We start from the raw sequence: 18,324 nt of genomic DNA on the forward strand, positions 1-18,324 counted from the left end.
TGAGCACACAAAGCCATGCCAGGCCAGCCTACATCGCACTCATTGTCAGGATTTCAGGATTGCAGTCTCGCCGCCTTATGCCTTCCGAGCTCGCCCGCCCGCGATGACAGCAGAGGCCGCAACCAAGATCGTCATATTCGAGCAGATCCCATCTGCTCGTGTTGTCAGGCCGGACTGGTGGGTGTCGACGACTCCATGGCGACCGGGGCGAAGATCTCAATCGCATTGCGACCGGATTGTTTGGCTCGGTACATGGCCTCGTCGCCTAGGCGCAGCAGATCGCGTGGGGTGTTGGCGTGGTCAGGGTAGAGCACTACGCCGACACTGGAGGAAATGTGCAGGGTATCGCCGCTGGCAGTGACGAACGGTACTTCGAGTCCGGCACGAATCTTTTCCGCGACGCACAGGGCATCGATATCCGAGGTGATATCCGGCAGCAGGACGACGAACTCGTCGCCGCCGACGCGCGCTACCGTATCCGATGCGCGCAGGACTGCCAGCATGCGTTGGGCGACCTGCTGTAGCAGCCAGTCGCCGGTTTCATGGCCGTACTGGTCGTTGACCGGTTTGAACTTGTCGAGATCGATATACAGCAAGGCCAGTCTGCGCTGGCCACGCCGGGCCTGGGCGACCAGTTGCGCTAGGCGGTCCTCCATCAGCCGGCGGTTCGGCAGGTTGGTCAGGCGATCGTAGTAGGCCATGTGGCGGATGACTTCCTCGGCTGCCTTGCGATCGCTGATATCGCGGCTGATGCCGAGGATCTGACAGGGACGGCCGGCCGCGTCGAGCAGCAGGGTGGCGGCTACCTCAGCGGGGATCGAGTGCCCATCCTTATGCGGTAGTTCGGTTTCGAAGGTTTCATGGCGCGACGGGCATTCCGGCGCTGCCAATCGTGCGGCCAGCTCGCGCAGGGCGCTTCGGAAGTTCGCCGCCTTTTCCGTTCCGACCAGTGCGTCCAGCGGCTGGCTGAGAATCTCCATCGGCGTCCAGCCGCGCAGCCGTTCGATCGACGGGCTGATGTAGCTGAAGGTCAGTGCCGGCAGGTCGACGATCCAGATCACGTCGTTGCAGTTCTCGGCGATCAGCCGGTACATCTCCTCGCTGTGGCGCAGCGCTTCTGCCAGGCGTGCGCGCTCGACTGCCAGCTGGACGAGCTTGGCGTAGTCCTCGATCAGGCGGATCTCCTGGTCGGACGGTATGGCCGGCTGGCGATGGTAGATCGCGAAGGTCCCGAGCACCTTGCCTTGGTTGTTCTTGAAGGGCTGTGACCAGCAGGCGCCGAGTCCGGCCCATTGGGCCAGTTCACGAAAGCCTTTCCAGTAGGGATGCTCCTGGATGTCCTCGACGATCACCCGCTCGCCGCGGAAGGCTGCGGTGCCGCAGGAACCGGCGCCTTCGGCGATTGGCACTCGCGCCGTCGCTTGGCTCCAGAAGGAGGGCATGCTGGGGGCTGCTGCGTGTAGAAGCGCGCGGCCATCCTCGCTGGCGAGCAGGATTGAGCAACAGGTGTCGGGGTGTCGTTTCTCGATGTTGAGCATCAGCTCATTCAGGATGTCGGTGAGCGGAGTGTTCTCGCCGATCTGTTGGAGGATCCGGTTGTTGATGCATAGATAGTGGCTGTGCTCTTCGAGTGCGGCCTCGCTCTGTTCGCGTGCCTCGGTCAGGGTCTGCAGGTGCTGGCGAGTTTCATTCAGCCAGCCAATCACGCTATCGGGCTTCGCCGGGACGGGAAGAGCGGGCGGGGAAAGGTCGCCCTTGCCAATGCGCTCGATTTCCGCCCGTACCGCTTCGGGTGAGGCACCGAGCAGCGTGCGTAGTGACAGGTAGTTGCGCCACAGCAGGGATAGCCACAACAGGCTGAGGCCGACGAATGCCCAGCGGCCCATGCCGGCATAGAAGGCCGCTTGCTCAAGGTCCGTGTTTTGGTCCGTCAGCTTTGCGAAGTCATCGAGCGGTCGCAGGAGCGCTTGCTTGGCGCGCAGATAGGCTTCGTCGAGCAGGATGTCGCGAGCGCGCTGCCGATCCTCTTCGGCATTCGGGTTGTCGCTTCCGACCAACCGCATCGCCTCTTCTTCCGTTTCGACCAAGGCGGTCGAGGCGAGCAGGGCCTGGTTCAGCAGGAGCCGTTCCTGCTCTCCCAGGCCGGCTTCCGCGATCCTGTCTTGCAGGGATGTCTGGCTGCCCCGGCTCTCGCCTGGCAGGGGATCGCCGGGCATGCGCTCCCAGTAGGGGCGACCCTGTTCCGGTTGCGGCTTGCGGCCAGCCTGGATGTCCAGCATTTCCTGATAGCGCTGTGCGTAGGCTGGATTCCCAGTGGCTATATAACCTTGCGCCATCCTGCTCAGGCTGTCCGAGGAGTGGCGTAGTTCGTCAGCGAGCAGCAGCGAGCGTAAGCGCTGCGCGTTCGCCCGTTCGACTTTTTTCTCGGCAAGGAGGTAGCTGGCAAGACTGGCGATCAACGTGCCGAAGGTCAGCATCATCAGCGCCATCCAGAGGGTAATACGGCGATTGTTTCCGATTCGAGTCATGGGATTCAGCAAGGCTCCGTCAGTTTCTATTTTTATAAAGTATGAGCCTGCCAGAGTGGCGATTCTAGAATGTGCATCTGGGGGATTCCGGCGTACGATGGTTCTAGCGGTCACCGTAGCCCCACCGATCCAAACAGTCTCTGCCAGCGGGAATCGGCAAGGGCGCGGCGTTCCGAGGGCGAGCCTGATCGAGAGCGAGGCGAGCTCGGTGCGCAGTCGTTGCGTCTGCCCCCCGGGCCCCCTTGGGCAGTAGGCCAGCCTACTCGATCACCTATTCACCTTCTGTAAGCTACGACCTACAAGAAATCGGGATCTTTTCCAATGTGCTCAAAGCAGCCGCCTGGGTACAGTTAATGCACCGAGACGTCGAGGGAACGACGCAGGCTGACCAAGAATGGCGGCCAGGGAGAAGTCGCAGGATAAGCGGCTGCTCGTCAGGACGATGAGCAAACGGATCATAGGGCAAAACAAAAACGGCGAGGCTAATCCCCCGCCGTTTTTGTTTGTGTCGGAAAAGATTATCTATCACCTGATGCAGGCCGCTGGCTCAGTCTCAATTTCCCTCTAGAGCGATAGAACTCAACGCTGCGCCAAGTTAGAACTGCCATCGTATTGGCGTGATGCCATGGAAATATCTGTGAACTTGTTTGCAATATAGAAATCAGACCGTCCGCAAAGTAGCGGTAGCTGGAGCAGTATCTTGAGCACGGAAGCAGTGTTTCCCCCCTTATGGATAGGATTGGCAGTCTTGTTGCCAGTGGCGGTATGGCTGGTCTGCGGTGTGATCGACCAGCAGCGCTGGAAAAATAAGCCATTCATGCCGGCAACAACGGATAGCGGCCTCGTGCGCCGTCTGAATGAATGGGTGGTCATGCATCCCGCCTCGCTCATTATCGGTTCATGGTGTGCCTTCTTTGCCGTCTACATCCTGCTTTGCTGGCTATGCGCCGGACAGCCGTAGAACTGAATTGCACTCGGTTTTTACTAACGGTGCAGGAGCGCCAGACCAAGGCGTCTTAAGCACGCATGCCTGTGATAGAGTTCACAACTCACCGTACCGTAGTTGGTCGCGACTTCACCCCTTGGGACAAGCGACTTCAGGGAAAGGAAGAACCACCATGGAGCATGACGAGCAAGCAGTACAACTCTTACAAAGAAGTAGCGCTCGTGAGCACACCAAGCCATGCCAAACCAGCCTGCCTCGCACTCACTGCCAGGATTGCAGTCTCGCCACCTTATGCCTGCCGAACTCGTCCGACTTCGATGATGGCGGGGCCGCAATCGAGATCGTCAAACGGAGCAGGCCGCTCAAAAGAGGCGAATATCTCTATCGACAGGGCGACCAATTCAATTGTGTGTTCGCCGTCTGCTCCGGGGCGCTGAAGACCTTCGGTCTGAGCGACGATGGTGAGGAACTGATCACCGGCTTTCACCTGCCCAGTGAACTGGTGGGGCTTTCAGGCATGGGCAGCAACATCTATCCGGTTTCGGCGCTGGCACTGGAAGAAACCCAGGTTTGCAGAATTCCCTTGAAGCAACTGGACGAGCAGCCCCTGGAGCTCCCCTATCTGCGTCGCCGGCTGATGAGATGCATGAGCCGCGAATTGCGCGACAACCAACAGATGAGGTTGCTGTTGTCGAAAAAGAACGCGGACGAGCGGATTGCCGCCTTTCTTATCGACCTGTCCGCACGCTTCCGCAGTCGCGACCTGCCCGCCAACCAGTTCCGCCTGCCCATGTTACGCAACGAGATCGGCAGTTACCTCGGCTTGGCCGTGGAAACGGTATCGCGCGTTTTCACCCGTTTTCAGCAAATGAGGCTGATCGCCGCGGAGGGTAAGGAGGTGCACATCCTCGCTCCCCTCGAACTGAGTACCCTGGCCGGCTGGCATTTGGATGACAGCCCGATATGAGCCGACAGGTCACCTCGGGCACTGAGCGTCGGTGAATCGACTGCTCCCTCACGACTAAAGCCCCGTCCGCCGGTGGGCCGTTGCAGACGGCATTCAGCGGAGCATGCTGCATCCGCTGATGGGGACTGATCCGTTCCGCTCGCAACGCGTCCCGCATCCGCTCCAGCCACTCCAGTTCATTGTTGTGTTTGCTCGAATTGATGTCGAGGAAGAGCGGAGCAATAGTGAAGTCGTAGTAGATGCTCGTAATGCGCTAATGTAGTGGCCCGACAATTTCTAGGCGGAATGCTTTATGAAAACCTGTGTTTACCTTTTTATGGGGAGTATTTTGATGCTCTCTTTTGGCGAGGTTTATGCTTCAACTGTCCGCTGTGGAACAGAGATCGTTAGTACCGGAGATTCGATTGATCAGGTCTTGGCTAAGTGCGGTAAGCCCGCAAGGCGAGAGGCATGGGGACCGGCATTGAGAAACAATGGTGTTCCCAAAAAAGGGGCTGTTAGTGAGGAAACGTTGGTCTATGGCCCAGATGGTGGCGCCTATAGGTATTTTCGATTTATTGAGGGGGAGCTTGTTGAGGTGCGTACTGAGCGAGAGTGAGGGCATTTTGATGATGCCCTCAGCGGTCATGACTCTAATGCGCTGCGTATATAATATCCAGCACGATATTCAGGTTGAACTGAGTTTGGCCTACAGAGTTAACGCTGAACTCCGTGCCCTCTTGGGCAACCTGAATAGCTCTTACTACATAGTTTCCGTCAGTGGGCGTCACTACAAGCTGAGCTCCATTATATTCAAGGGCTAGATTTGTACCGGCTGAGGCTTTGATTGCGGCAAGCATGTCGACCAGATTGGTTGCTTGGGCTGTGTTAATGTTGAAGAAGTTGTTCAAGTTGCCAAGTTGTACCGTTGACAATGGCTGGCCAGAGTAGAATTGTGCTCCATTCAGGTTGATGGAGATTTTTCTGTTGCTCGCTGTTTGTAGTAGTGTTTTTAGGTTTGGGGTTGTGAGAGCTTGGGCGGAGATTAAATTAAATCTTGTATTCTGATTGGATGCTGCGATGGTTTGTTTGATGAAGTCAAAGTTGACTTTTGTGACATCGAAGCTGATTGTGAAGTTGCGCGAGCCTGCAGCGGATAGGAATTGTCCAAAGTAATTCGTAGAGATGTATTCGCTATTTATTAAGGAGAGTGAAATGTTGGCGCCGCTGGGGCGATCTAAAAGATAAAGAATTTTGGCCGGTGAGGCCTGTTTCCCGTCGATTTGAGCCTGAAGTCTACGGCTTCCTGCTGCGTTGATAGCAGTCGCTATCCCTGAATCGGTCATCGATGTAATCGAGCTTAGTGTCAGGCTAGTGTTTAGTCCGTTTGCGTAGCCTAGCAAGTATTGTATTTGAGACTCGTTAGTGGCTGCACCATTAATTTGTGCGGAAAATGGTTTGTCTCCTACTGCTGAGTAAATAGATTGGATTTGTAGCGAGGAATATGCGTTGGCTTCGCGAAGCGAAAGTGAAGCGTTTGGATTGGGTCTGCAGGCGTTGAATAAGGCTAACGTCTGTGTGACTGATGCAGCGCTTCCATCTATGTCGATTGATATCTTTTTAGCGCTTGCAGACTGGATTGCGGACACAAGTTCGGATTGAGGTCTTCCATTGGCGTTTGCTACTGAAATTGTTGTATTGCTTCCAGCAGCCTGCATCAGTTGAGATATTTGGTTAACGGTTATGTAGTTGCCTTGGCAGCTTATATTAAGCTTCATTTTTACTTCCTTGCACTGATGGGGTGAATTGGTTTAAGGGTCTGTTTGGTAGATCTCTTGTTCGTCTCGGCTGTGTGGTCGATAAGTTGTTGTGTTGACAACTTGGTCGTTCGAGAATCTTACTTGCGTTACGGCTCCATTTGCGGGGCCGTAAAACCACAGGGTTATTGCTGCGTGTGGATATTGAGTGTCTTGGGGGGCGTTTGGGGCTATTTGTAAGATTCTTTTTCGGTCAGGCTTTCCACATTTTCTTTCAACGGCCTCGTAAGAATCGCCTGCCGATACGACTCCATTGCGACAGAGATATCCAGCGGCAGCGTAATCTGTAATTAGGGCTGTGGATGCAAGAAGTGTAATTTTGGCAAGCCTTAGAAATTCCTTCATGGGTATGGTTCTTTCTTGGAATTTAGTTTGCTGGTTTTTGGTTTTACTGCGCTTGTTGATAATGGAAGATTTATGTGCGCTTGGCTGTTGATTTGTGTCAGTCGTTTGGCGATTGCGCTTGGTTATTGCTTCATATTCGGCATTGCAGCTGAATAAGAGTTCGGGAATTGTGATGCGCTTCTGAAAGTTATAGAGCCTCCCCCTTCTTCCCCCAGACTTCGCGCAGCGCCTCGTCGTTCTTGACGATCTCCGCCTCGCACTCGTCTGCGGTGAAAAGCTCCGTCCGCCGGTGGGCCGTGCAGACGGCATTCAGCCGGGCATGCTGCATCAGTTGGTGGGGGCGGCTCCGCTCCGCACGCAGCTCATCCCGCATCCGCTCCAGCCACTCCAGTTCCGACTGCTTGACCGGGGCGGGAAGGGACGGGTTCATGTTCAACTCCTGGAGGGCGACGGGTGGGCGTCCTTATAGCGCTGCATGATCTGCAGGACCAGCGAATTGATCGCCAGGATCTTCGTGTCCCGTGTCCCGTGTCCCGTGTCCCGGTCACGTATAGCAAGTTCAGTTGGTCGTCTCGCTTGCCCGGATTGATGTCAGGGGAGAAATCTATCGTCAGACACTCAGACACTCAGACACTCAGACACTCAGATACTCGGCAACGGCAGGTGCACATGCAGGCAAATAGAGACCCATTGTTCCTGTGCATTGCTGTCAAGCCGGTTTCCGTAGACGGTGTCGATTTGCACACTGTCGGCCACCAGCCAGTGGCGTAAGCCCACTTGGTAGTACGGACGATCCCAATCCTGTCCGAAGGTCTCGGCGATCAACCAGGTGCTCGATGCGAACTGCGTTTCCGAGCCTACCCCCCAAGTCAGGTGGTCGCGCCGGGTTTCCCCCTCGCGCAACCAGCCCCAATTGGTATGCAAGAGCACACGGTCATCGCGGAATGAAAAGCCCGTCGGGACATAGGCATACCAGTCCAGGGCGCTTGAGGATGCGTGCAGATGCCGGTCGATACCCGCCGCTAGCCCCATCCCCCAACCGTTGGTCTCCAAGGGCTTGAACAGCGTTTTGCCCTGAACCTGTACGTCGCTGGTTCGAGTAGTCTCCTTATCGCCCGTGAGGGCTCCGCCTACTGTCAGCTCAAGGTTGCCAGTGAAGTTGCAGGCCGGCAGCGCCCAGTATTCGGTATGGCTCCGATTGCTCTTGATCGTGGTTTCGAGTTGGCAGGCGTTGGCGTCGACGACTCCCGCATCGTCGGTGACCATTGCCCCACCAGCGTGGGCGGAAGACGCACAACCAACTGCGAGCGCACGGACCAGTGCCGGCAATCCGGTGCGAATTTGTGCCGAACGAGGCAGCTCGATGAAATCGAAATGCATTGCTGCTCCCCAGCTCGGCATGCTGTGCGATGCAGAGCCGAACTTTTGCCGTAAATCGGCATTAATCAGTCAGATGGGAAGCAGAAAAAGAGGGTCGAGAACCGACCGGCTTGATGCCACTACCCCGCCATTGCGGCAAGGTAGCGATAGGAAGTGATCCCTTGGTTACCTTGCCAGTGTTTTACCGGTGCGATACCGACTACTGGAACTGTCCACAGAGAAAACTCCGTTTCTGAAAAAGGTGGTGGATTTTAGGCTAGCCAACAGGTGCTCACAATATCCTCCTAGAGGGGCAGGGGGTGGTGACCATGGCACGATACACAACATCTGTTTCTGCCAAGTTCCACTGTTAGAGATACTTCTTAAAGGTCGACGCAGTCAGGCTGACCGAGAAGCCGAGCAGGGCGGCGCACGGCAGCAACACCAGGAGCGGGCTGACGCTGATCGGCAGGGCCAGGTACAGGGTCCAGGGCAGGATCGCCAGGGGCACCAGGGTCCCCCGCACCTTGTGGTAGAGATAACTGGATTCCCGGCCCGCCCCGAACTTGCGCAGGTCCCGGCGGACCAGACCGTCGACGAAGCCGACCAGGGCCGCCATGGCGAACAGGGGGATGGCCAGCGTCAGGATGACCAGGCGCACGCAGAAGACCAGCACGGTGAACAGGGCGGCCAAGCCGTAGTCGGCCAACTGGGTCGTGGCCATCCCCGCCAGGTAGCGGAAGTCGAGCCCGTTACCCTGGGGGCCCTGGGCGGCGATCCCGGACTGGCGGGCGAACCACTCGGCCAGGCCGGTCTTCACGACACCCCAGTCGTAGAGCGTCTGGACCAGCCAGGTCGCAGTCCGACCGGGCTCCTGAATCAGCGCGCTGTGCAGGAAGCCCTGGGACAGCCACTCCAGCTCGTGATTGAGCATGGCCTTGGCGTGATGCCAACGGGCTTCAGGCCAGAAGCAGTACAGGCACAGCCATTCCACCAGGATGGCGCCGCCGAGGGAGAGGAACATCACGCCGATGAAATGGAAAGGGAAGCCGAGCAGCGAGCCGAGGAAGGTCGTTTCCCGGTCCTGTTGCTGCTGGGCGCGGTCGGCCACATCGCTCATCGTCAGGCCCCTTCATCGGTGGCGGCGAGCTGGCGGAAGCCGTCGACCAGGTCGTCCGGCAGCGCCTCGTTGAGCGCCCGCTGCCCCGGCGTCTCCCACCAGCCGCTGTCGCCGGCGCGGCCGACCTCGTAGGTCTGGCGCATGTTCGCCGCCAGGGCCTGCAGGTCCGCGGGCATGACCTCGTCGGGATCGTTGGCCGGCAGGGGCATGCGCACCTTCCAGAGGTTACCGCCCTCGATCAGGGCGAAGCACTGCCCCTTGGGCAGGCCGACCACATGGGCCGGTTCGATCATCGGCACGCTGACGGCGCCGATCTGGTCGTGGGTGTTGGAGGTGAAGGCGGTGTTGCCGTTGGCGGCATCGCTCGCGCTACTCGCCGGCGTGACCGAGTAGACCTGCACCTTGGGCAACTGGCCGGTCAGCAGCTCTGCCGTCGCGGTCTCGCGCACGCGCAGCATGAACAGGTTGTTGAAGTTGCCGATGATCTGGCCGGCCTTGGCGCGGTTGCCGATCCGCGCCTCGATATCGGACAGGGTTTGGGTGTAGGCCGTGACCTGCATGCCCGCACCGCCGCCCTTGTTGATCATCGGGATGAACTCGTCGCCGATCAGTTCGTTGAACTCGTCGGCGTGCAGGTTGATGGCCACCTTGCTGCCGCCCGAGGCGCCCGGCAGGCCGTCGTCGATGCCGAACTTGTAGAGATGACCGGCCACCGAGACCAGGTCGGAGAACATCGAGTTGCCGACCGCCGCCGCGACCTCGGTGTCCGACAGGGCGTCCAGCCCGACGTAAACCACCGCCCGTTTGCGCACGACCTGCATCCAGTCGAAGATCGGCCGTGGGTCGTTGACGTCCTGGTAGTCGGGCGAGATCAGCTCGGCCATCCGCCCGGTGGTGAGCTTCTCCAACAGCGGCAGGAGCGAGGCGACGATCTTGTCGAAGTAGGTCTTGTCGTAGCGCACGGCACTGCGCAGGCCGTCCATGACCGGATCGGCGACACGGGTCGCCGACAGGTATTGGTCGATGGCCACCACCCGCAGCGGCTTGCCCTTCATGTTGAACGGGATGTTCTTGTCGTTGAGCTTGCCCTCGATTGCAATCACTTCTTCCCAGGCTTTCGGCCCCTGCTCGCTGAAATACTTCTGGGCATACTCGAGGAAGAGGCCCTCGATGTTGATCACGTGCTGCTGGATCTGCAGGTAGTCCGGCCGGCGGCCGAGGGCGACCAGGGCGCGGGCGATGATGTTGACGAAACGCCAGGCGAACTCGCGGAAGGCCGCCGAGTTACCCTCGCCCGACAGCTGGCCGGAGATCCGGCTGGCCACCTCGGAGATGCGGCCGAAGCGGCCGACGGCGTTGTAGCGCACGGAATGGTCCGGCCAACCCAGGTGGAACACGTAGAACTCACCCAGGCGGCCGGCGCGTTCGCACTCGACGTACATGCGCTTGAGCAGGTCGGCGTCGCCCTTGGGATCGAACACGACCACCACCTCGAACTGGCCGTGCTTCTGACGGCGAATGTCCTGGGTGATGAACAGCTCGGCCAGGCGCGTCTTGCCCACCCGCGTCGTGCCCAGCACGATGCTGTGACCGACCCGCTCGCCCAGCGGCAGCGTCACGTCCTGCTCGTCCGGCTCGATGCCGTGCAGGCGCGGCAGGCCGCCGACCGGGGGCAGGGGACGCACCGGGTTGAGCGGGCTGTCCCAGGCCGTCGCTTTAGCGAGCAATGTCAGCGGGAAGGGCGCGAACTCCAAACGGGCCTCGAAGCACCGGGCCCACTGGGTCAGGGCAGAGGGTTCGACATACTCGGCGAACGTCGGCAGGTAGGTGTCCATCAGGCGCTGGGTGTGCTTCTGGGTCCAGCGAAAGCCCTTGCCGACGAACAGCCGCTGATTGCTGACCGGGATCTCCTTGCTGGTCATGCTGTAGGCCGGCAGCCGGCGAATGTTGCGCCGATAGCGCAGCACTTGCAGGGCCTGACGCAGCCGGACGGAGCCGAGGGCGAGAAAGGCCAGGGCGGTCACCAGTCCGAACAGCGGGGTGAGCGCCAGAGCCCAGGGGGCGAACAGGCAGAGGAAGGCGCCGGCCGCACAGACGTAGACGGTGTAGAGCTCGACCGCCGGGCGCAGCAGGATTTCCAGGGTGTGTTCCTGAGCCATGGTTGGACTCCTACTGTTCGAGGGCGCTGGAGGTGATGAGCACGGGGTAGTGCTTCAGGCCGAGCCGCTCGGCCAGGTCGTCGCCGGCGGCGGGCACCAGTTGCAGTCCCGGCGCGGCCCGGCGTAGGGCCTCCAGGCGCTCCTGATTCTCGACGTTGACGACCAGGCCGACCGCCTGCAGCTGCCGTAGCCTATCCCCCCGCTGCTGCAGCCAGCGGAAGGACAGCGCGTCGTCGCCGACCAGGAAGAAGGCGGACAGCCCGGGTGCCCGGATAGCTTGGCCGGAAACCGGCCCTGGTCTGAGGCGTGGCGAGCGCAGCGGCAGCCCTTGGGCCGCCTCGAGCGGTGCCAGCGGTGGCACCGGATCCGGCTCCTCGGGTTCCGGGCTGATCCGCTGGTAGTAGGGGGCCGCGCTGACCCCGCCGCGGTCCTCGACCACGGTGAGCGGCGCGGCCGGCGCCGAGGTCGGGCCGATCAGGAGGCCGGCGAGCAGGGCGCCTCGCCAACAGCACGGAAATCGATTCATGGGGTGGTGGCCAACAGGTTGAGGCCGGTGACCCGGCTGAGGTGTTTGGCGAAGGCGGCGCGGTAGCGCTCGGCCGGCTTGCCGCCGGCCGGTCGGTGGTAGCGGCCGGCGACGGTGATCCAGTCGCTGCCGTCGGCCCGCAGTTCGGCCAGCATCCGGGCGGCCACCTCCAGGTTCTTGTAGGGGTTGAGCGCCTCGCAGGGCGGTCCCCCGCCGAAGCGGTGGCCGTTGTGGCCCATATTGACCTGGGCGAGGCCGACATCGACCCGCTTGGGACTCACCGTGTTCAGGGCGATCAGCAGCGCGGTGCAGGCATCGGCGCGGGTAGCGAAGCGGTAGCCGGCACCGGCCACGTTCAGGGTCCAGGGCCAGGGGACCAACTGGCCCCGCAGTTTGGCGCCGCTCTCCTGCAGGGCCACGGCGTAGAGGACCTCCGAGGGAATGCCGGCCCCGTGGGCGGCCAACTGGTAGGCCGGTGGCGGCAGCTCGGCGGCGTGGGCCGTGAGGGCGACAGCGCCCAGCAGTAGTCCCACCAGGGGCCCGAGAGGAAGCCAGTAGCGACTCACTGACGCTGCCATTGCCCATCCACCTCGCGGACCACGGCCGGCAGTTCCCCGCCCAGGCCGAGGCTGGCCCAGCGGCCGCCGTCGTGGTTGAGGGTGATCTCCCGGGTACGCACCCGGGCCGGTTCCACGCCGGCGAGGACGGCCCAGCGTCGGATCTGCTCGTCGGCGCCCTGGCTGCCCACCATGTAGAGATCGAACGGCGTCTTCTGCGCCTGCAGCGCCTTCACCCGCTCGATGCAGCGGGGACAGTCGTCCTTGACGAAGACGGCCAAACGTCCGCTGCCGCGGGGGGCGGTGACCGGCGAAGCAGCCGCGCCACCCAGCTGCACGACCGCCATGCCCGGATAGAGGCGCTTCCAGGCTTCGTCGTAGGCCTGCTGGTAGGCCAACTCCTGGCTGACCCGGCGGGCCTCGGCCCGCACCTGCAGCTCCGCGTAGTGGCGGCGCTCGTCGTCCGAGCGCGCCTCGGTGCCCAGCGCCGTGAGCGGATCCAGGCCGGGAGAGTAGATCCCGCGAGGCCCCTGCATCAGCGTCTGGTAGCGCTGCCACTCCTGGTCGGTGAGATGCCAGGCCCGCGCCGCGGCTTCCCCGCTGAGGCGAGCGTCCGACTGCACGAGCTGACTCTCGCGTTCCTGGGCGCGAGCGGTGGCGGTGTCGGCAGCGGCGATAGCCGGCAGGAGGGCCAGGCAGGCGCCGGCCAGGGGAGTCAGGAAAGGAACACGCATGGGGGCCTCACGGGGTCAGGGAAAGGGAGCGGGAAGTGCCGTCGACCGCGAACTTGGCGCGGTTGCCATCGATGCCGTTGAGCCGCCAGCGGGTGCCGCCCACGGTGTCGCCTGGCCTCACCAGGTAGATGTCGCTCAGGCTCGTGCTGCCCTGTGGTGCCACCGAGAGGAAGCGCTCCCCGCCGCGGTATTCCAGGCCGATGACGTGGAAGGGCGGCGTCGTCTCCGCGACCTGGGCGGGTTCGGCCGGGCGGGGTTTCGGCGTGAGGCGGGGCTTGGGCTTCACCGGCAGGACCGACGACGGCGCGAGCCGGATCTTGCGCAGCTCCTGGAAATCGGTGGTCAACTGCTCGACCTTCACCTCCAGCATCACCACGTCGTTCAGCCCGGCCGCGCCGCGGCGGAGCTCCTGGAGCGAGCCCGTCAGGCTGTCGAGGCGGTTCGACAGGGCCTGCTGGGCGGCGCGGAAGTCTGCATCGGAAACCGGCTGCTCCACACCGTCCCCTTCCAGACGGGTCTCCGCCGCACTCAGGCGCTTGCTGAGGGCGGCGATGCTGTCCAGGTCGGCGGCGTGCTCGAGCACGGCCCGGACCTGGTGAAGCTGCCAGAACAGCCAAGCGACAGACAGGATGAGGGCGCCCCACAGCAGAGCGATACCGGCAGAGCGCAGGGGCAGGTGAAGCGGCAGTTTGGGACGGTTCATGGAGGACCTCACTCGACGTGAGGCCACCATGGCAAAGAGGGGGTGAGTGGGTCAGCAGGAAACCCTAATTGGGTCGGTTAGGGTTTTGGGGGCACGGAAACTGCATGAAATGGATTAAGGGGGCTGCTAGGAAATGCGTGATACTGCGCAATCAGAATGCGGTGCATGGTGCTTTCGCGACTCACTTTGAAGGACATAGTCATGAGTTGTGGAGTGGGCCAGCTACCTTTCCGCTCTTCGGAGGATGCGCCTGTGGATCTATTCGTTACCGCTTGGATGCTGAGCCGAGCGAGACAGGGTACTTTCACTGTCGGATATGCCAAAAAATCAGTGCAGCACTTGCTGTGCCATAGGCGACCGTTCCATTGAAGGCTCTGCATTACTTGGGAAGCGAACCTGCGATTTTTCGATCCAGCATTCAAGGTGGGGACGCCGCTTCTGCCAATCCTGTGGCTCACCTTTGGAATATCGCCAGGCCGGCGGAGACTCCATCAACCTTAATACGATTACCTTGGACCAGCCTGAGCGGTTGGTGCCAACAAGGCATATCTGGTGCTCATTTAGATTGCCTTAGTTCGAGGTCGCTAATGATCTGCCTCGTTTTTCTGGAGACTGATACAGCGGCTGACAGCGGATACCGTATCTCGATTATGCTTGTCGTTCACTCTATCACTTCGATCTTAAGTGCTTAGCCTAAAAACGACCTATTTGGCTATGGGGTTATGACTTGCGTGGAGTTTTATATGCAGAGCTGGAACGGTTCCTTTTTTAAAGCTACTTGGGGAGTGTTTGGTATCGTCGATGAAAGGTGGAAATAAGTTCTTGGGTTTAATGTGAGTGATGTGCTGGGCTATTTGTTTTGCTTTTGGTTTATTTTGAGTGCTTTTCTGGGTCGGAGATAGAAATTTGAGCCCTATTGTTAATAGTTTCATTAGGCCGTATTTTGATTTTCTATATGGTGCGGCTTATAGCTTGCATCAGGTATTAGAAGGGCTGGATGTAACTTCTTCAGGTTTTATAGAGCGCAATTCTGTTGGTCAGATAGTTGCCGGTTACTGGTCTCCAGAAAAGGCTGTGCTTTTAACTTTTGCTGGGTTGGTAATAGTTATACCATTGCTGATAGTGCTGGTCAGTATGGCTGCATATACTCTTGGTAGAGGCAAGGGGGTGTTGATTTTTCTAGTACTTTTATGCGTGCCAGGGGCTCTGAGTTGCTTGGGGTTGTTTCCAGATATTCACTATTTGCCAGAGCGCTTTGTAATTCATGGAACAGGTGTGCTGGGTAGCGAAGTCGGGGTGATTCCTCTGCTAATCGCTGGTGTAATGACTGGATGGGCTATTGTTGTTTTGTTGTACGATAGCTTTAGTTTAACTGATAAATTTAGGCAGTATTACGATCACTTGTGGTTTCCAATGGCGTTGGTTGCTGCAGTTTTCTTTGTTAAAGATAATGGTGCAGTTCAGGACTCGTCGATGCTAAGTGAGGGGGTGCGAGAAGTACGGCAGTCCAGTCAATATTTGCTAGGGCAGGTAAGGCGTTATCAGGACTATTGTAGTTCCAATGGGATGTCGGGCTCGAAGTCGTGTAAATGGAGTTATGATGTTCAGCCAGTGTTGAGTGATATTGCTGGATATGATGGGGGGTATTTCATTGAATTTGCTCCTGATTCTAGTCTTGGATTTTATGCTGGAGTGGGGGCTGGTGTCTCGGAAAGTGATGTTTTGGAAATTCGGAAAGAGATCGCAGTATACAATCAGGCAGTATGTCCAGTAAGGCATTTCTCTAATGGTGTTTCTCGGATGTCTCCTGTTTCAAGTAGCTGTGAAGTAGCCCCGTTTGGGTATTGCACAGCTTTTCCTGATGGGCCTGATGGGCTGGTAGATAAGCATATCGGCTCTCAACCTGTAGCATTGGCTAGTGAATGTATTATCCCTTCTTTAGTAGCTAGGAAACCATCGATTGCAATTCTTTCAAATTTGGTTGTTAATGATAAGCGTGATAAAAATCAACGCTGGTTATATTTTATTTTGGTCTCAGTGATGGTGGGTGGGAAGGTTGCTAACTCGAGTACAAAGGTAGCAGAGATAGATGTGCGTCCAGCAGCTAATCGCCGGGTTGTAGTTGGTGGTCTGTATAGGCTTATGTGTTGCTTTGCTCGAGCTTGCAGTAGTGTGATTCAGATGTGTATGGTAAGGACAAGGCGATGATTCGTAATGTCATAACCACATCGTTGGAATGTGGCTATATCTAGTATGTTGATCTTTCGATTGCTGGTTTGTGGCCGTCTAAATACTGTTGGCCTGTGGGTGCTTAATATGGAGAGGCTATACAAGATCTTGTGGGCGATAGTACTGCAGGTTGGGGGTGCCTGCAGTATAAGCTTTATCGGTTTAATTTTTAGGGCTCTTTTTACGGGTCCTAGAGCTCTTAATTCCAAGGTAGTTTGTTTCGTATGTGGTTAAGAGATTCCACATTTGTCTATCTATTGCATCATGTTTTTCGGGGTTTCTAAGTTTTTGAAGTAGTTTGCATAGAAATTTGGCTGGTAGCTTAATAACTAGGGCTTGGTGTGATTGAAACATTTCGCGCGTCCAATCAAGATCCTTCCCGTTGATGAGGTGTTCATCTGTATCTCTGTTTATTATGAAGCCAAGTTTTCCATAGCTGCCGGTTAGATATGATTGAAGTTGTCTGTACTCATCTGCGCCGAGATCTTGGTAGTTTTTTGAATCGAAGACAACATTTCTTACTTTGTAGTCATGAAGTACTCTCGTCCAGAATTCGGATTTGCTTCTATTGGTTCCTATAATGTCTCGACGCTGTACTGCTGCTCCATTAGGATGGAGTTGTAGCCCTGTAAGGTGAGCGGCGAATACTATCCTTAGTGCTTCGAGGCACCATAGTTCAAACTCTCTGTCTCCCTCTCGGCCTGGCGGAATTTGATCTAGATGAGAAACGACTTGACCAATTTTTGTATTTCTCAGCTTTGGGTTGAGTGATTCAACCTTGATATCGTATTCATCATTTATTTCCTCGGCTTCATCCGGCGATAGGGCATTTTTGCTGAGGTTTAGCCCAAGCCAGTAGCAGGGGTGAATAAGGATTCGGTCAGAGTTTTCAAATCCTTTATCCGGAGTCCTCCCGTCGTGGCAATATGAAAATGATGAAGTATTATGGTCGTGAACTCCAATGAATCCGATACTATAGAGAGATTGAAGTAGCCCACTTGGTTGGAGTAGCCTCGCTTCTGACAGCGCTGCTTGGTCGCCGGAGTCTTCAAGAGAGTTCACGGCACCTTCTATCTTTGAAAGTGCAACGAGTACGGATAGCTCTGGTTCGCTATTCTTGAATGAGCTTGTTACAGCTTGAACTGGTGGGAAGATTTTTTGATATTCTTTCCAGAGGTCCTCTAAGCGCGCTACGGATATGGATTTTGCAGCATGCTCTAAATCATCAAGTACGGCGGTTGTCCGGTCATGGCGGAAAGCACAAAAAAAAGCTTCATTTAAGAGGGAAAGAAGGTCTCGTGGTCGATATAGCGTAAATTGTAGGCATTTCTTGAATCCATCTCGTCCTTGTAGTTCTCCGGCGGTGCATCGATCCCATACGCGTTGGTCTTTTTCAATGTCTAGATTGAAAGAGATTCTCATTCTGGTTGCTGCTAGTAGTAATAACTGTGCCCAGTCCCAATGCAGCCTAATTGCTTGGCCTTCAATGTTTCGTGAGTAGTCAGGGTCTTCTTTTGCTAAGGCCCTGAATATATTGTCTCGTAAAAATATAATTGGTCTGACTAAGTCGGATTTTTGATTAAGTTCAATCGCTGCATATGCTAGCCCCGCAATGATTCCAATTCCAATGGCGTCGGGTTCATACCCTTCATCTAGGCGGTCCATTAAAATTACAACTCGGCGTTCTGCTTTTTTGAAGAGGTTTAGAACTCGCTCCTCAACAGTTGTAAGATCTAGGTTTATTGGTAGGTCGCCAATTGCTTCTTCTGGAGAGTCGGGCGAAAGGAACCTTTTTGCTATTGCGCGACATTTGGTAAGAAATGGACCTCTTGACTCATTCCAGTGAGTAAGGTGTCTGCTGAGTAACTCATCACGCTCAATAAGTGAAGATAGCTTATAGTGGCCGGCTATATAGTTTGCCATTTCCATAAGCATTGCATATCGCCACAGCATTCTAGTGGCGGCTCTTGCAAGGTTAAAAGAGCCTGCGAATGGTCTTAGAAGAGATCTAAAGCCAATTATTTCGGTATCTTCGGGGGAGAATGATAGAGTTATAACCTTCTTGTCTCTTTCCCAATATTTCTTGAGATTAATAAATAGTGCACTCTTTCCGGTTCCTCGCCGACCAACTACAACAGTTCGGTCGTCGGACTCAATAAGTGTGCGAAAATCTGCTGTCTCAATAAAGGCATCGGACAACATTCGACCATCATTTTCTGCAGTAGTATCGCCTAGTGGATTTGGCTTTCTAAGAGTTGCAGCTGAGGTCATCTCAATGGCTCCCGACCTACTGTGTTCTTCTTTTCTTGGAGCACTAACTCTTGGATGAGGCTCCGCTTTGTTAATTTTCATTTG

At 57.1% G+C, this 18,324-nt stretch carries 18 protein-coding genes; 6 read left to right on the top strand and 12 right to left on the bottom strand.

What is annotated here, in order from left to right; genetic code table 11:
- Window positions 1–164 precede the first annotated feature (164 nt).
- The gene (locus ACFOJE_RS16625) at window positions 165–2,480 is read right to left on the bottom strand and encodes a diguanylate cyclase domain-containing protein (protein WP_377815725.1); all 2,316 of its coding nucleotides are present in this window, start codon (window positions 2,478–2,480) and stop codon (window positions 165–167) included.
- 748 nt (window positions 2,481–3,228) lie between these two features.
- On the opposite strand from ACFOJE_RS16625, the gene ACFOJE_RS16630 reads away from it, so the two are divergent.
- The 3 genes from ACFOJE_RS16630 (at window position 3,229) to ACFOJE_RS16640 (ending at window position 5,039) form a co-directional block, all read left to right on the top strand.
- The gene (locus ACFOJE_RS16630) at window positions 3,229–3,489 is read left to right on the top strand and encodes a hypothetical protein (RefSeq protein ID WP_377815727.1); all 261 of its coding nucleotides are present in this window, start codon (window positions 3,229–3,231) and stop codon (window positions 3,487–3,489) included.
- A 157-nt stretch (window positions 3,490–3,646) separates the two neighbouring features.
- Window positions 3,647–4,441 carry a fumarate/nitrate reduction transcriptional regulator Fnr gene (gene fnr, locus ACFOJE_RS16635; RefSeq protein ID WP_377815729.1) on the top strand — a complete coding sequence of 265 codons (795 nt, stop codon included), beginning with the start codon at window positions 3,647–3,649 and terminating at the stop codon, window positions 4,439–4,441.
- A 292-nt stretch (window positions 4,442–4,733) separates the two neighbouring features.
- Window positions 4,734–5,039 carry a DUF2845 domain-containing protein gene (locus ACFOJE_RS16640; protein WP_377815731.1) on the top strand — a complete coding sequence of 102 codons (306 nt, stop codon included), beginning with the start codon at window positions 4,734–4,736 and terminating at the stop codon, window positions 5,037–5,039.
- A 34-nt stretch (window positions 5,040–5,073) separates the two neighbouring features.
- On the opposite strand, the gene ACFOJE_RS16645 is transcribed toward ACFOJE_RS16640, so the two are convergent.
- From ACFOJE_RS16645 to ACFOJE_RS16690, 10 genes are all read right to left on the bottom strand, one after another.
- Window positions 5,074–6,198, bottom strand: a complete 1,125-nt coding sequence (locus tag ACFOJE_RS16645; protein WP_377815733.1) for a hypothetical protein — start codon at window positions 6,196–6,198, stop codon at window positions 5,074–5,076.
- A 33-nt stretch (window positions 6,199–6,231) separates the two neighbouring features.
- Window positions 6,232–6,582, bottom strand: a complete 351-nt coding sequence (locus ACFOJE_RS16650) for a DUF2845 domain-containing protein (protein ID WP_377815735.1) — start codon at window positions 6,580–6,582, stop codon at window positions 6,232–6,234.
- Window positions 6,583–6,769: 187 nt separating this feature from the next.
- The gene (locus ACFOJE_RS16655) at window positions 6,770–7,012 is read right to left on the bottom strand and encodes a hypothetical protein (RefSeq protein ID WP_377815737.1); all 243 of its coding nucleotides are present in this window, start codon (window positions 7,010–7,012) and stop codon (window positions 6,770–6,772) included.
- 212 nt (window positions 7,013–7,224) lie between these two features.
- Complete coding sequence (locus ACFOJE_RS16660; RefSeq protein WP_377815739.1) at window positions 7,225–7,962, bottom strand: hypothetical protein; 738 nt, start codon at window positions 7,960–7,962, stop codon at window positions 7,225–7,227.
- Between the two features lie 349 nt (window positions 7,963–8,311).
- On the bottom strand, window positions 8,312–9,061 hold the full coding sequence (locus ACFOJE_RS16665) for a TIGR03747 family integrating conjugative element membrane protein (protein WP_377815741.1): 750 nt from the start codon (window positions 9,059–9,061) through the stop codon (window positions 8,312–8,314).
- Between the two features lie 2 nt (window positions 9,062–9,063).
- Window positions 9,064–11,220 (bottom strand): type IV conjugative transfer system coupling protein TraD, encoded by a 2,157-nt coding sequence (gene traD, locus ACFOJE_RS16670; protein ID WP_377815743.1) that lies wholly within the window; start codon window positions 11,218–11,220, stop codon window positions 9,064–9,066.
- 10 nt (window positions 11,221–11,230) lie between these two features.
- On the bottom strand, window positions 11,231–11,746 hold the full coding sequence (locus tag ACFOJE_RS16675) for an integrating conjugative element protein (protein WP_377815745.1): 516 nt from the start codon (window positions 11,744–11,746) through the stop codon (window positions 11,231–11,233).
- The gene (locus ACFOJE_RS16680) at window positions 11,743–12,324 is read right to left on the bottom strand and encodes a lytic transglycosylase domain-containing protein (protein WP_377815746.1); all 582 of its coding nucleotides are present in this window, start codon (window positions 12,322–12,324) and stop codon (window positions 11,743–11,745) included. Before ACFOJE_RS16680 ends, ACFOJE_RS16675 begins: the two co-directional genes overlap by 4 nt.
- Window positions 12,309–13,037: a TIGR03759 family integrating conjugative element protein gene (locus ACFOJE_RS16685; RefSeq protein ID WP_377815748.1), complete on the bottom strand. Its 729-nt coding sequence runs from the start codon at window positions 13,035–13,037 to the stop codon at window positions 12,309–12,311. Before ACFOJE_RS16685 ends, ACFOJE_RS16680 begins: the two co-directional genes overlap by 16 nt.
- A 7-nt stretch (window positions 13,038–13,044) precedes the next feature.
- Window positions 13,045–13,740, bottom strand: coding sequence for a hypothetical protein (locus tag ACFOJE_RS16690; RefSeq protein WP_377815750.1), 696 nt, complete (start codon window positions 13,738–13,740; stop codon window positions 13,045–13,047).
- 104 nt (window positions 13,741–13,844) lie between these two features.
- On the opposite strand from ACFOJE_RS16690, the gene ACFOJE_RS21785 reads away from it, so the two are divergent.
- From ACFOJE_RS21785 to ACFOJE_RS16700, 3 genes are all read left to right on the top strand, one after another.
- Window positions 13,845–14,093, top strand: coding sequence for a GFA family protein (locus tag ACFOJE_RS21785; RefSeq protein ID WP_449224145.1), 249 nt, complete (start codon window positions 13,845–13,847; stop codon window positions 14,091–14,093).
- Entirely contained in the window at window positions 14,057–14,314 is a 258-nt protein-coding gene (locus ACFOJE_RS16695) for a GFA family protein (RefSeq protein ID WP_377815751.1), read from the top strand. Before ACFOJE_RS21785 ends, ACFOJE_RS16695 begins: the two co-directional genes overlap by 37 nt.
- Before the next feature lie 332 nt (window positions 14,315–14,646).
- Complete coding sequence (locus ACFOJE_RS16700) at window positions 14,647–15,948, top strand: hypothetical protein (RefSeq protein ID WP_377815753.1); 1,302 nt, start codon at window positions 14,647–14,649, stop codon at window positions 15,946–15,948.
- A 183-nt stretch (window positions 15,949–16,131) separates the two neighbouring features.
- On the opposite strand, the gene ACFOJE_RS16705 is transcribed toward ACFOJE_RS16700, so the two are convergent.
- Window positions 16,132–18,321 carry a P-loop ATPase, Sll1717 family gene (locus ACFOJE_RS16705; RefSeq protein ID WP_377815755.1) on the bottom strand — a complete coding sequence of 730 codons (2,190 nt, stop codon included), beginning with the start codon at window positions 18,319–18,321 and terminating at the stop codon, window positions 16,132–16,134.
- Window positions 18,322–18,324 lie beyond the last annotated feature (3 nt).

This window comes from Azotobacter bryophylli, from assembly GCF_042643485.1.
GTDB classification, from domain to species: Bacteria; Pseudomonadota; Gammaproteobacteria; order Pseudomonadales; family Pseudomonadaceae; genus Azotobacter; species Azotobacter bryophylli.